Source organism: Rhodococcus sp. DT1 (assembly GCF_049844875.1).
Lineage (GTDB): Bacteria > Actinomycetota > Actinomycetes > Mycobacteriales > Mycobacteriaceae > Rhodococcus.
In genome coordinates, this window is sequence record NZ_JBNCLW010000006.1 from 251,741 (window position 1) to 265,543 (window position 13,803).

The following is a 13,803-nucleotide window of genomic DNA, read 5'->3' on the forward strand; positions in this document are numbered from 1 at the left end:
GGTCTCAGGCTCGAGACCGGGATGCGTCGTCCGGGTCGGAGTGCCGGGGGCGAGTCAGGCGCAGGCGCGCGATGCGGCGACCGTCGAGTTCGGTGACGGTCAACCGGTTTCCGTCGAGAGCGAGGCTTTCGCCCACCTGCGGCAGGTGCTCCAGCCGGTAGAGGACAAAGCCGGCGACCGTGTCGTACGGGCCCTCGGGTAGCGCGATACCGGTCCGCCGAGCGAAGTCCTCGACGTGCAGTAATCCGTCGATGTCTTCGCGCAACGCCGGGCGTCCCGTGCCCGACGCGTCCGGACCGGGCGCACCGTCGACGGGATCGAACTCGTCACCGATCTCGCCGACGATCTCCTCCACGATGTCCTCGACCGTGACGATGCCTGCGGTGCCGCCGTATTCGTCGACGACCAACGCGATCTGCGCATTGCCCCGTCGCATCACCGTCAGAGCGGCAAGAGCCGGCTTCGATCCCGGCAACGCCACGATCGGCCGGCACAGGTCCGCGACCGTGCCGTCGGGCCGATCGATCAGCAACAGGTCGCGCAGGTGCACGAACCCGATCACATGGTCGGCAGTGTCCGCGATGACGGGATATCTCGTATGACCCAGCCCGAGAGCGAGGGCGCGAGCGTCGGGAATCGTGGTGTCGGCCCGCAGGAAATCGACTTCCGTGCGGGGCCGCATCACCTCCCCCAAATGCCGGGAACCTACGTCGAACACCTCGGTGAACACGCTGCGTTCGTCCTCGGACAGCGCCTCGAGACCGACGAGCATGTCGCGCAGTTCCTCGTGCGTGATCTGCTCGTTCTTGAGTGACGGGTCGGAACCGAGAAGGCGCACCAGCGCATCGGTCGAGACCGAGAGCAACCGGATGACCGGCCGCATGACGGTGGCGAACCGGTCGAGGGCCGGTGCCGTGGCCAGCGCCATCCCCGTCGACCGCTGCAACGCGATGCGCTTGGGTACCAGTTCGCCGAGAACCAGTGACAGGTAGGCGATCACCAGGGTGGTGCCGATCAGGGCGACAGCATCGGCTGCGGCAGGCCCGAGACCCCATCCCCGCAGTACCGGTGCCAGATCGGGCGCGAGGGTCGACGCTCCGAAGGCGGCAGAGAAGAACCCGGCGACCGTGACGCCGATCTGGACGGCCGACAGAAACCGGTTCGGGTCACGCGCGAGTGCGGCAGTGCGGCGACCCCGGCCCCCACGCCGCGCCAACTCCCGAATCTGGCTCTCACGCAACGACACCAGAGCCATTTCGGTAGCGGCGAACACCCCGCCCACCAGAACGAAAACGAGGACCGCCACCACGTTGACGAGCGTGCCGCCGGTCACGTCGGCAACCTGCTGCCGGTGCGGCGGGACTGAGAGCTCAGGCCGTGGTCCATGTTCCGCGCTCCTCGCCGGTGACCTCTCAGTCTAGGCGGAGGGCGCGGCGTCCCGGAGCAGGTCGAGGGTGCTCGACCTGCCCGGGGCGTCCTACGAGTTCGGGGAACTCACTCCCATTCGATGGTTCCCGGCGGCTTGCTCGTCACGTCGAGCACGACGCGGTTCACCTCGGCGACCTCGTTCGTGATGCGCGTGGAGATGCGCTCGAGCGTCTCGTACGGCAGTCGCGTCCAGTCCGCGGTCATGGCATCTTCGCTCGAGACCGGGCGCAGGACGATGGGGTGGCCGTAGGTGCGGCCGTCACCCTGCACGCCCACGCTCCGCACGTCGGCGAGCAGCACGACCGGGCACTGCCAGATCTGGCCGTCGAGCCCGGCAGAGGTGAGTTCCTCGCGCGCGATGGAGTCGGCACGACGAAGAATCTCGAGTCGCTCGCGGGTGACCTCGCCGATGATGCGGATACCGAGGCCCGGGCCGGGGAACGGCTGGCGGCCGACGATCTCCTCGGGCAGTCCGAGCTGACGTCCCACGGCGCGCACTTCGTCCTTGAACAGCAGGCGCAGCGGTTCGACGAGTGCGAACTGCAGATCTTCCGGGAGACCACCGACGTTGTGGTGGCTCTTGATGTTGGCGGTGCCGGAGCCGCCACCCGACTCGACCACATCGGGATACAGCGTGCCCTGCACGAGGAACTCGACGGTCTCGCCCTTCTCGGCGCCCTCGCCGAGCACCTCGGACACCGCGCCTTCGAAACTGCGGATGAATTCGCGGCCGATGATCTTGCGCTTGGTCTCGGGGTCGGTGACACCGGAGAGCTCCCGGAGGAAGGTGTCCGAGGCGTCCACCGTGACGAGGCGGGCGCCGGTGGCGGCGACGAAGTCCTTCTCCACCTGCTGACGCTCACCCTCCCGCATCAGACCGTGGTCGACGAAAACGCAGGTGAGGCGGTCACCGATCGCGCGCTGCACGAGCGCCGCCGCGACTGCCGAGTCCACGCCGCCGGACAGCCCGCAGATCGCGCGTCCGTCTCCGACCTGTGCCCGAACCTGCTCGATGAGGGATTCGGCGATGTTGGCTGCCGTCCAGCTGCCGGGAATGCCCGCGATGTCGTGCAGGAAGCGGCTCAGGACCTGCTGGCCGTGCGGTGAGTGCAGGACCTCGGGGTGGTACTGGACGCCCGCAAGTCGCCGGGCGCGATCCTCGAAGGCGGCAACCGGGGCACCCGCGCTCGTCGCGGTGACCTCGAAGCCCTCGGGAGCTGCGGTGACGCCGTCCCCGTGGCTCATCCATACCGGCTGCGTCGCGGGCAGACCGTCGTGCAGAACTCCGCCGGAGACCTCGAGCTCGGTGCGGCCGTATTCACGGGCACCGGTGTGCCCGACAGTGCCGCCGAGTGCCTGGGCCATCGCCTGGAAGCCGTAGCAGATGCCGAACACCGGGACGCCGAGATCGAACAGCTTCGGGTCGAGTGTGGGCGCGCCGTCTTCGTAGACGCTGGAGGGACCACCGGAGAGCACCACTGCGAGCGGATCCTTCGCTGCGATCTCGTCTACGGCAGTGGTGTGAGGCACGACCTCCGAGTACACGTTCGCCTCACGGACGCGCCGTGCGATCAGCTGCGCGTACTGGGCTCCGAAGTCGACGACGAGGACCGGCCTGGACTGCTGGGTTTGCGACACCAGAACAGTCTAAGCGGCCGCGCCGGGTGCCCCCGACGCGGCCGGACCGGTGGAGGATCAGGCGGCCCCGGTCGAGCCTGTGATCCCGACGATGGGCAGGTGCAGCGCCCCGGGGGCACCCTCGGGGACCACGGGGTTCTTCGGTGCGATCGGCTGCAGCCTGCGGTAGGCCTCACCCTGGGCCGGCCGCTGGTCCTGCTCGCCCTTGTTGGGCCAGAGTGCCGCGGCACGTTCGGCCTGCGCTGCGATGGTGAGCGACGGGTTCACCCCGAGGTTCGCCGATACTGCCGCTCCGTCCGCGACACTGAGGGTGGGGTAGCCGTGCACCCGCTGGTACGGGTCGATCACGCCGTGTTCGGGATCGGTTCCGATGACTGCGCCGCCGAGGAAGTGTGCGGTGAGCGGAATGTTGAAGATCTCACCCCACGTACCTCCGGCGACTCCGTCGATCTTCTCCGCGATGCGACGGGTCGCCTCGTTTCCGGCGGGGATCCACGTGGGGTTCGGCTGGCCGTGGCCCTGCTTGCTGGTGACCTTCCGGCTGCCGAAGAGCCCCTTCTTCGTGTAGGTCGTGATCGAGTTGTCGAGGTTCTGCATGACGAGGGCGATGATCGTCCGCTCGCTCCAGTTCCGCACCGACAGCATCCGCAGCATCTTGCGCGGATTCTTCGCCACCTGACCCAGGAATTTGATCCAGCGCGGGGTGGGCCCGTCGCCGTCGGTCATCAGGGTCTGCAGCAACCCCATCGCGTTCGAGCCCTTGCCGTAACGCACGGGCTCGATGTGGGTGTCGGGCGTCGGATGGAACGACGACGTGATCGCAACGCCCTGCGTGATGTCCAGATCGGGATGCACCTCGTACATGCCCGCGCCGACGATCGATTCGGAGTTGGTGCGGGTCAGTTCGCCCACGCGATCGGAGAGCGCGGGCAGCGCACCGGTGTCCTTGAGGTGGTGCAGCAGGTGCTGGGTGCCCCACGTACCGGCGGCGAGCACGACGTGCGAGGCCGTGTAGGTACGCCGGCCCTTGCGCAGCCACGCGCCGGTGCGCTCGGTGATCACGTCCCACGTGCCGTCGCCGGCCTCACGGAGATCGGTGACGGTGGTCAGCGGAATGATCTCGGCTCCTGCGGTTTCCGCGAGCCCGAGATAGTTCTTGACGAGGGTGTTCTTCGCGCCGTGACGGCAACCCGTCATGCACTCGCCACATTCGATGCAGCCGGCGCGATCGGGTCCGGCACCGCCGAAGTACGGGTCGGGCACGGTGCGCCCCGCTTCACCGAAGTACACCCCCACCGGAGTCTTGACGAACGTCTCACCGACGCCCATCTCGTCCGCGACCTCCTTGACGACCTTGTCCGCCGCGGTCATCCGGCTGTACTGCACCACACCGAGCATCCGCTGCGCCTGCTCGTAGAACGGGCTCAGCTCGTCGTGCCAATCGGTGATCCCGGCCCACTGTGCGTCCTCGAAGAACGGAGCCGGGGGCTTGTACAAGGTGTTCGCGTAGTTGAGCGATCCGCCGCCCACCCCGGCGCCCGCGAGAATCAGGCAGTCACGCAGCAAGTGGACGCGCTGGATACCGAAGCATCCGAGCTTGGGTGCCCACAGGAAACGCCGGAGGTCCCAGCTGGTCTTCGCGAAGTCGGCGTCGGCAAAACGACGTCCTGCTTCGAGGATTCCGACCTTGTAGCCCTTCTCCACCAGGCGGAGCGCGGTGACGCTTCCACCGAACCCGGATCCGACGATCAGAACGTCGTAGTCCGTAACCCGCTGCTGACCCATGGCACCTCCACCGAACGGCATTTGTTACCGGTCAGTATGCACACCGAAGATGTGATTACCGGCACGAGGCAACCCTAACCGTTACCGGGAGTTGCACCAAGACCCCGAACAGCGAATACGGCTGTGGCCGAATGCCGCCTTCACGCCGCCGAAGCGACGCGGGGAGCATTCGGCCACAGCCGAGCAGATTCGTGCGGTGCTGCGTCAGGCGCGCACCGACAAGCCCACCTTCTGGAATTCCTTGAGATCCGAGTACCCGGCCTTGGCCATCGAACGGCGCAGACCGCCGACGAGGTTGAGCGAACCGTACGGATCGTCGGACGGCCCGTTCAGGACGCGCGCCAGACTGGGCCGCTCGTCGTACGCGACCTGGAGCACCGCACCGCGAGGCATCGACGGGTGCGCGGCCACCGAGGGCCAGTACCAGCCGTGTCCGGCGGCCTCTGTCGCCACCGCGAGCGGGGCGCCGAGCACCGCGGCGTCGGCGCCGCAGGCAATCGCCTTCGCCAGATCACCGGCGGTCTCGATATCTCCGTCCGCGATCACGTGGACGTACCGGCCACCGGTCTCGTCGAGGTAGTCGCGGCGAGCGGCAGCCGCATCCGCGATCGCCGTCGCCATCGGGATTCCGATCCCGAGCGAAGGACTCGTGGTGGTCGCTTCCGCCGTCGATCCGAAACCGACGATGACGCCCGCGGCACCCGTACGCATCAGGTGCAGGGCCGTCCGATGGTCGCTCACGCCGCCGGCAACCACCGGCACGTCGAGCTCGGAGATGAACGTCTTCAGGTTGAGCGGCTCGTCCTCGCCGTGCGCGACGTGCTCGGCGGAGATGATGGTGCCCTGCACGACGAGCAGGTCGATGCCGGCCTTCACGAGCGCGGGAGTGAGGGCGCGCGCGTTCTGCGGACTCACGCGCACCGCGGTGGTGACGCCCTCGTCACGCACCTGTGCGACCGCGGCGGCCAGCAGGTCGGGCTTCAGCGGGGCCGCATGCAGCTCCTGCAGGTACCGGATCGCGGCACTGGGGTCCGGATCGGAGTCGGCGATCTCGGCGAGCCGGGTGATCACCGCGTCGACGTCGGCGTGACGACCCCACAGGCCCTCACCGTTGATGACACCGAGGCCTCCGGCCTTACCCAGCTCCACCGCGAACGACGGCGACACCAGGGCGTCGGTGGGGTGCGCGAGGACGGGAATGTCGAAGCGGTACGCATCGAGCTGCCACGCCGTCGACACCTCCTTCGACGAACGCGTCCGCCGGGACGGAACGATATCGACGTCGTCCAGTTCGTAGGTGCGGCGAGCCGTGCGGCCCATGCCGATTTCAACGAGGTCGCGCACGCGCGCCCCTTTCTCCTGTATTGACGGTGCTCCCGTCACACCTGAGACGGGGCATGCTGCGGACTCGTGGCCCTACCGGGCAGCGTAGTTCGGTGCCTCCGCGGTGATCGTGATGTCGTGCGGATGGCTCTCTTTCAGGCCTGCCGCGGTGATCTGGACGAACTGCGCGTTCTGCAGTTCCTCGATCGTCGACGCCCCCGTGTAGCCCATGGCCGCCCGAAGGCCACCGATGAGCTGGTGCGTGACCTGCTGCAGAGGTCCGCGGAACGGGACACGTCCCTCGATTCCCTCCGGCACGAGCTTGTCCTCGGACAGCACGTCGTCCTGGAAGTAGCGGTCCTTCGAGTACGACTTGGCTTCGCCCCGGCTCTGCATCGCGCCGAGCGAACCCATCCCGCGGTAGCTCTTGAACTGCTTGCCGTTGACGAGGATCAGCTGGCCGGGCGACTCGGTCGTGCCGGCGAGAAGCGAGCCGAGCATCGCAGTGGACGCGCCGGCCGCGAGGGCCTTCGCCACGTCTCCGGAGAACTGCATGCCACCGTCGGCGATCACCGGCACACCGTGTGCCCGTGCCACCGTCGACGCTTCGAGAATCGCGGTGATCTGAGGCGCACCCACACCGGCGACGACACGCGTCGTGCAGATCGAGCCAGGACCGATACCGACCTTGACGGCGTCGACGCCCGCTTCGATGAGCGCCGCCGTCCCCTGCCGGGTCGCGACGTTGCCGCCGATGATCTGCACGCGCTCGCCGACCTCGGCCTTGAGCTTGGCGATCATCGACAACACGTTCGACGAGTGACCGTGCGCGCTGTCCACGACGAAGACGTCGACACCGGCGTCCGCCAGCGTCATGGCACGAGTCCACGCGTCGTCACCGACGCCGACGGCCGCGCCGACGAGCAGACGGCCGTCGCGGTCCTTGGTGGCGTTGGGATGCTGTTCGGTCTTGACGAAGTCCTTGACGGTGATCAGCCCGGTGAGCTTGCCCTGACCGTCGACGATCGGCAGCTTCTCGATCTTGTGACGGCGCAGGAGCCCGAGTGCGGCCTCGGCGGTGACGCCTTCGCGCGCGGTGACGAGAGGCGACTTGGTCATCACCTCGTAGACCGGCCGGTTCTGATCCACCTCGAACCGCATATCGCGGTTCGTGATGATGCCGACGAGCTGGCCTTCGTCGTCGGTGACGGGAAGACCCGAGATGCGGAAGCGCGCACACTTCGCGTCGACCTCGGCGAGCGTGTCGGTCGGCTTGCAGGTCACGGGATCGGTGACCATGCCCGCCTCGGACCGCTTCACGGTCTCGACCTGAGCGGCCTGCACGTCCGCAGGCATATTGCGGTGCAGCACGCCCATACCGCCGACACGGGCCATCGCGATGGCCATGCGCGACTCGGTGACCGTGTCCATGGCGGAACTCACCAGCGGTGTACGCAGGCGGATGTCGCGGGTCAGCTGACTCGAGGTGTCGACCTTGCTCGGGACGACGTCGGACGCCGCCGGCAGCAGCAGCACGTCGTCGAAGGTCAGTCCCAACATGGCGACCTTCTCGGGGTCGTCACCGCCGGTGTGCACATGCCCTCCGGTACTACTCATGCGGTTCGGACCCTCCGTTGACGATCGATGGGTGCGGACGGCAACCGTCCGGCATCGGAAAATTGTGGTGTGCAGCGATGCCGACCTGCAGAACCGCCGCCTGCGCTTCCCGTTCCGGCACCGCCGGAGCCGGGACTACGCGCACATGTCCATGATATCCGTTGGCCGGAACTGTCCTCGCTCAACCCTGGCACCGTGGCCGTTCCGGTGCGGATTCGACACGGGATGCGGCCGGGTTGCGGCGTGTCCGGGCCGTTCCGCTGGCGCAGAACCCCTCGGGCTGCGTACCGTGGAGTCGTGCGTGATCAGTTGCCCCCCGGGCTTCCCCCGGACCCGTTCGCAGGAGATCCCGACGATCCGTCCGCAGCTTTGGACGCGATCGAGCCGGGTCAGCCACTCGATCCTGCCGAACGCCTCGCGGTGGAAGAAGACCTCGCCGACCTCGCGGTCTACGAGGCATTGCTGGCTCCACGTGGAGTCCGCGGTCTCGTTGTGTGCTGCGAGGATTGCCACCAGGACCACTACCACGACTGGGACATGCTCCGGGCGAACCTGCTGCAGTTGCTTGTCGACGGCACCGTCCGTCCGCACGAGCCTGCGTTCGATCCCGCGCCCGATGCCTACGTGACGTGGGACTACTGCCGCGGATACGCCGACGCCTCGATGAACGACGCGTTGCCGGTGGACCCGTACGGACGAGAGCCCTGACTCCCCCACACTCGACGACAACGAGGGCCCAGCAGCGTCGCTGCTGGGCCCTCGTTTCTGTGAGCAGGTCGAGACCGTCCCCCTAGGGAGTACCCGGTTCCGAATTCGCCGTCGTCTGCGAATGCGACGCAGACGCAGGCGAGGTGGGCGGTAGCGGCGACGTATCCCCCGGTGTCCCGCTCGACGGTTCCGTCGTCCCGGGCTGGGTCGGTGACGGCGTCGGAGTCGGCGAAGGAGTGTCGGACGCCGGCGGCGCATCGAGAATGGTGGGGTCGATCGGCGGCGGGGACGGTGACGGTACCGGTTGCGACGGCTCGACGGGACCGGGCGTCGTCGGAAGCGGCCCCGGCTCCACGGGAAGGAGGGTGTCCGACGGAATCTGCCCGACGTCGGGCGCGGGCACCACCGCAGTGTCCGAGGGCGGCGGCAGTGGCAGTGGTGACGGCGCGGGCGCCAGTTTGTCGATTTCGGCCGACAACCTTTGTAGCCAGTCTCCGAGGGCATCGCGGTCGCCCTGGTCGGTGACCCGCGCCGACCGCGCTTCGGCGGACTGCAACAATTGCTCCGCTTCGTCGGTCTTTCCGTCGGCGATCAATTGCTCGGCGCGTTCGAGCGTCGACGTGGTATCGATGCGGGCTTCTGTCGATTGCGCCTGCTCGCTGAACACGACCTGCTTCACGCTCCACAGCGGGTCGCCGGGCTCTGCGCTGTAGGACACCGCAGTGGCGCCGCCGAGAGCAATCATCACCAGCGCGGCAGCCCCGGCAATCGGGCGGATCACGCGAAGTTGGCTCTTCGACCGCGCACGCCGTGAGGCGAGGGCGTCACGAGCACCGAGTTCCCTGTGGACGGCGGCGACGACCTGATCGAGGTCCGGCTCCGCGGGTACCGGGTCGGACAGGATCTCGGCTCGCCAGCCGGCCAGCAGAGTGGCGAGTTCGTATTCCTCGGTCGATTCCGTCTCGACGGGACCGTTTCCCGAGATCGCGTCGATGAGGGCGTCGTCTCGCCGGACTGCAGAGATGTCCACGGTAGCGTCGCCGTCGGGCAGATCCTCGGAGAAGCTGCCGCCCGAGTTGCGCCTCCTACCCATTCCTTTCACCTGCTCTCGTGACTTCTTTCTTGAGTCTGGCGATGGCTCGGTGCTGAGCCACTCGTATCGCTCCCGCTGTGCTTCCGACTGCCACGGCCGTTTCCTCGGCCGACAACCCCATCACCAGACGCAAGATCAAGACCTCGCGTTGTTTCTCCGGAAGAATCTCCAAAAGCTTCTTCATCTCCCGGCCGGCTTCCGAGTTGAGCGCAAATTCCTCCGGGCTGTCGTCGAGCGACATCACTTCCGGCACATCCGCAACGGGTTCGGCGCGATTACGCGCCGCGCTGCGGTGTGCGTCGGCGACCTTGTGGGCCGCAATGCCGTAGACGAACGCCATGAAGGGGCGTCCCTGGTCCTGATATCTCGGCAACGCAGTCATCACAGCCAGGCACACCTCCTGCGCTACGTCGTCTGCAGAGAGCTGGCCGCGCTCTGCGGATCCCACTCGTGCGCGGCAGTACCGCACGACGAGCGGTCGAACACCTTCGAGAACTCGGGAGAGAGCAGCACGATCACCCTGCGCAGCCGCAACAACGGCGGCGTCCCACTCCTCACCCATAACAGTCATCGATTGCGCAAGTCCTGGCGTTACAGAGACACGATCCCCCACCCGGGCGTGCTTCCACGGAGACGTGGAACCCACCTAGCGTAGCGATAGTGGCCGACAGTTCGGGTACGGCAGTACCGGTCAGACGCCCATCGGGACAAATCGCCCACCGCGGCGGACGATCGTTGCGGCGCATGCGTTCACCGCTGCTACCGCCTCGGGGGAGCCACCGACGCCCGCGAGCATCATCGCTGCCGCCCACCGGAGCGGGATCAAGCCGTGTTCCGCGCAACGGTCGAACACTTCTCTCGCGAGCTCACGCGCCGGCTCCGAATCGACATCGCCGGTCAGCGACGCGGCCCTGATCAGGTCGGATTTGATCGTGTGCCGCACCGATCCGTACCGCGACGCGAGGGCGGCAGCACGATCCGCGAACACACGAGCGGTGGAGAAGTCCCCTCCGGCCAGAGCCGTTTCGGCACTCACCCATGCGAGGCGTATCCGCTGGCGCAGAAAGGGTGCGTCGCCGTCGGCGTCCTCCGCCTCGTCCAGCACCGCGGTGCACCGTGTCAGCAGGTCCCGGGAAGCCGCGAGCCCCCCGGTCCCCAGCGAGTCGGCGGCAAGACCGGTCAGTGCGTCGCATCGAGCTCGGACACAACGGATGCGGTTCTCCGGATCCCCGTGCGAGGCAGCCTCCGTCCCTACTGCCGCCAGCGCCCGGCCGTCCGACGCCGCAGCCACCCGATGCCCTCCGAGTTGGCGGAGCAGCGACGCCTCGGTACTCGCGACGAGTGATGCCCAGGCCCCTGTCGGTCCGACCTCCCGGCGGAGCCGCGAGAGTTCGGCTCGCGCCGCGGCATAGCGCCCCTGGCCACCCAGGGCCACGGCGCGGTGCCACCGCTGTTCCACATCGTGCGCTGCCGGGAGCGGATGCATGCCCGGGGCGGCGCCGAATGCCGCAGCGGCCAGCACGGCCGCCGTGCCGGGCGAACTCGGCGGCAACGAACGCTGCGGCCCCGCCGATTCGATGTCATCCTTCATGGGGCCTTTGGCGAACATCGGACAATCATCGCACCGACGTTCGGCCCGCCCCATCCGGGCCGAATGTTTCAAGAAATACGCACCGCGCGCGCAAATAGTCTTGAAGAGTGGAATAGGACGAACGTCCAGTGAACCGAATTCGAACATTTCCTTTAACGTAGCGTTAAGAACATACAATTTGTATGCCCAACGAAGGCGGCGCACAAGAGGCTCCGCGACGAGGGCGAAACCCCGTACACCGGGCACATCGCTGCCTTTGCACTGGTTAGGGCGATGAGCGATCCCGGCCATGTCCGCAACGCCGGATTTCGAAAGACATTCGGCTGCCGGGTTGCATCATGACCCGGTCACAATGTAAATATTTCAGGGGTTAATTCTTGACGTTGTTGTTATGGACTTCGCCACTGATCGAAACCCTTGACGGTGAATCGATAACGCTTTTACGGTGAGTTCGCTCGAAACAAAGATTCGCTCGGCTGCATGGGGGGTACCCCATCACCGAACTACGGTCCGCTCGTCCTTGATGCGAGCAACGCTGCGAAGGAGTGCCACATGCCTGCACCGAATCACCTGCCCGGGCCCAACGCGGACCTGTGGGATTGGCAGATGGACGGCAAGTGTCGCGGAGTGGACTCCTCGATGTTCTTCCATCCGGACGGGGAACGGGGACGTGCGCGCGCCCAGCGCGAGAGCCGTGCGAAGGATCTGTGCCGCAGTTGCCCCGTGCTCGAGCAGTGCCGCGAGCACGCACTCACCGTTGCCGAGCCGTACGGCATCTGGGGCGGAATGTCGGAGACCGAACGTGAGATGTACGCCCGTCATCGCCGACGCAAGGTCGCCGTGTGATGCGGCCCCGGTGCGGATGACCCCGCCCTACAGGCTGCACGTCCGAGCGTCGTCCGCCGAGCGCCCGACGGCCCGAGCCGGCACCGCCCTCCGACACGACGAAGCCCCGCGCATGGAACTCTGCGCGGGGCTTCGTGTTTCGTGTCTCGGTTCGCTCCTAGTGAGCGTGCCCGTGACCGTGGTTGTCGTCCGCAGCCTCTTCGGGCTTCTCGACGATGGCACTCTCGGTGGTGAGGATCATCCGCGCGACCGACGCCGCGTTGACAACCGCCGAGCGCGTCACCTTCACCGGATCGACGACACCGTCGGCGAGCAGGTCGCCGTAGGTGAGGGTCGCGGCGTTGAAGCCGTGGCCCTTCTCCGCTTCGGTCACCTTGTTCACCACGACGGCTCCGTCGAGGCCGGCGTTGGAGGCGATCCAGTACAACGGCGCGGTCAGCGCGGTACGCAGGACCGCGACACCGAGCGCCTCGTCGCCCGAAAGCGAGTCTTCGAGTTCACGCAGCGAGAGCGACGCCTGGACCAGAGCCGAACCGCCACCGGGGACGATGCCCTCTTCGACGGCGGCCTTGGCCGCGTTCACGGCGTCCTCGACCCGGAACTTGCGTTCCTTGAGATCGGTTTCGGTGGCCGCGCCGACCTTGATGACCGCCACGCCGCCGGCGAGCTTCGCCAGACGCTCTTCGAGCTTCTCGCGGTCCCAGTCGGACTCGGTCGCCTCGATCTCACGTCGCAACTGCGCCGCGCGTGCTTCGATCTCGTCGGCCGTGCCTGCGCCGTCGACGATCGTGGTGCTGTCCTTCGTGACGACGACACGACGTGCCTTGCCGAGCAGGTCGAGTCCGGCCTCCTTCAGGGACAGGCCCAGATCGGAGTTGATGACCGTACCCGCGGTGACGACCGCGAGGTCGTCGAGGAACGCCTTGCGGCGATCGCCGAAGTACGGCGCCTTGACCGCGACAGCCTTGAGGGTTTTGCGGATCGCGTTGACCACGAGGGTCGACAGCGGTTCGCCTTCGATGTCCTCGGCGATGAGCAGAACGGGCTTACCCGATTCGGCGATCTTCTCGAGGAGCGGGAGGAAGTCGGGAAGCGAGGTGATCTTCTCGCGGTAGAGCAGGATCAGCGCGTCCTCGAGGACGGCTTCCTGGGTGTCTACGTCGGTGATGAAGTACGGGGACAGGAAGCCCTTGTCGAACTGGACACCCTCGGTGACGACGAGTTCGGTGTGCATGGTCGAGGATTCCTCGATCGTGACGACACCGTTTTCGCCGACCCGCGTGAGGGCCTCGCCGACCATCTCGCCGATTTCCGCGTCACGGCACGAGACCGTGGCGACCTGCGCGATGGCGTTCTTGCCCTCGACCGGGGTGGCGGCCGCGAGCAGAGCTTCGCAGACGCGGTCGGCACCCTTGGAGATGCCCGAACCCATGGCCATCGGGTTTGCTCCCGCGGCGATGTTTCTCAGGCCGGCCTTGACGAGCGCCTGCGCGAGAACCGTCGCGGTGGTGGTGCCGTCACCCGCGACGTCGTTGGTCTTGGTGGCAACGCTCTTGACGAGCTGAGCGCCGAGATTCTCGAACGGGTCTGCCAGTTCGATCTCCCGGGCGATGCTGACACCGTCATTGGTGACGGTGGGGCCACCGAAAGCCTTGGCGAGCACGACGTGCCGCCCACGCGGGCCGAGGGTGACCTTGACGGCGTCGGCGAGCTGGTCGACACCGCGTTCGAGTGCTCGGCGCGCGGTCTCGTTGAACTCGATTTGTTTGGACAT

11 protein-coding genes are annotated in these 13,803 nt (G+C 67.2%); 2 read left to right on the forward strand and 9 right to left on the reverse strand.

The features are described 5' to 3' along the window. Positions 1-4: 4 nt before the first annotated feature. From ACLQ3J_RS17200 to guaB, 5 genes are all read right to left on the reverse strand, one after another. Entirely contained in the window at positions 5-1,333 is a 1,329-nt protein-coding gene (locus tag ACLQ3J_RS17200) for a hemolysin family protein (RefSeq protein WP_169651637.1), read from the reverse strand. Between the two features lie 161 nt (positions 1,334-1,494). Then, entirely contained in the window at positions 1,495-3,066 is a 1,572-nt protein-coding gene (gene guaA / locus ACLQ3J_RS17205) for a glutamine-hydrolyzing GMP synthase (RefSeq protein WP_169619921.1), read from the reverse strand. Positions 3,067-3,123: 57 nt separating this feature from the next. Then, positions 3,124-4,851 carry a GMC oxidoreductase gene (locus ACLQ3J_RS17210; RefSeq protein ID WP_422423335.1) on the reverse strand — a complete coding sequence of 576 codons (1,728 nt, stop codon included), beginning with the start codon at positions 4,849-4,851 and terminating at the stop codon, positions 3,124-3,126. Between the two features lie 204 nt (positions 4,852-5,055). After that, a complete protein-coding gene (locus tag ACLQ3J_RS17215) occupies positions 5,056-6,195 on the reverse strand; it encodes a GuaB3 family IMP dehydrogenase-related protein (RefSeq protein WP_425903989.1) in 1,140 nt (379 codons plus the stop codon). A gap of 72 nt (positions 6,196-6,267) precedes the next feature. After that, complete coding sequence (gene guaB / locus ACLQ3J_RS17220) at positions 6,268-7,791, reverse strand: IMP dehydrogenase (RefSeq protein ID WP_169619924.1); 1,524 nt, start codon at positions 7,789-7,791, stop codon at positions 6,268-6,270. A 297-nt stretch (positions 7,792-8,088) separates the two neighbouring features. Between guaB and ACLQ3J_RS17225 the strand changes: the two genes are divergently transcribed. Beyond that, complete coding sequence (locus ACLQ3J_RS17225) at positions 8,089-8,499, forward strand: DUF5319 domain-containing protein (RefSeq protein WP_169619925.1); 411 nt, start codon at positions 8,089-8,091, stop codon at positions 8,497-8,499. A gap of 82 nt (positions 8,500-8,581) precedes the next feature. On the opposite strand, the gene ACLQ3J_RS17230 is transcribed toward ACLQ3J_RS17225, so the two are convergent. The 3 genes from ACLQ3J_RS17230 to ACLQ3J_RS17240 all read right to left on the reverse strand — a co-directional run bounded on the left by ACLQ3J_RS17230 (position 8,582) and on the right by ACLQ3J_RS17240 (position 11,201). Further along, the gene (locus tag ACLQ3J_RS17230) at positions 8,582-9,592 is read right to left on the reverse strand and encodes an anti-sigma-D factor RsdA (protein WP_169651633.1); all 1,011 of its coding nucleotides are present in this window, start codon (positions 9,590-9,592) and stop codon (positions 8,582-8,584) included. Next, the gene (locus ACLQ3J_RS17235) at positions 9,585-10,163 is read right to left on the reverse strand and encodes a sigma-70 family RNA polymerase sigma factor (RefSeq protein ID WP_169651632.1); all 579 of its coding nucleotides are present in this window, start codon (positions 10,161-10,163) and stop codon (positions 9,585-9,587) included. Before ACLQ3J_RS17235 ends, ACLQ3J_RS17230 begins: the two co-directional genes overlap by 8 nt. A gap of 120 nt (positions 10,164-10,283) precedes the next feature. Continuing rightward, the gene (locus ACLQ3J_RS17240; RefSeq protein ID WP_378529048.1) at positions 10,284-11,201 is read right to left on the reverse strand and encodes a hypothetical protein; all 918 of its coding nucleotides are present in this window, start codon (positions 11,199-11,201) and stop codon (positions 10,284-10,286) included. A 534-nt stretch (positions 11,202-11,735) separates the two neighbouring features. Here ACLQ3J_RS17240 and ACLQ3J_RS17245 point away from each other — a divergent pair. Further along, positions 11,736-12,029: a WhiB family transcriptional regulator gene (locus ACLQ3J_RS17245; protein ID WP_072699558.1), complete on the forward strand. Its 294-nt coding sequence runs from the start codon at positions 11,736-11,738 to the stop codon at positions 12,027-12,029. 157 nt (positions 12,030-12,186) lie between these two features. Here ACLQ3J_RS17245 and groL read toward each other — a convergent pair whose 3' ends face one another. Further along, the gene (gene groL / locus ACLQ3J_RS17250; RefSeq protein ID WP_169619928.1) at positions 12,187-13,803 is read right to left on the reverse strand and encodes a chaperonin GroEL; all 1,617 of its coding nucleotides are present in this window, start codon (positions 13,801-13,803) and stop codon (positions 12,187-12,189) included.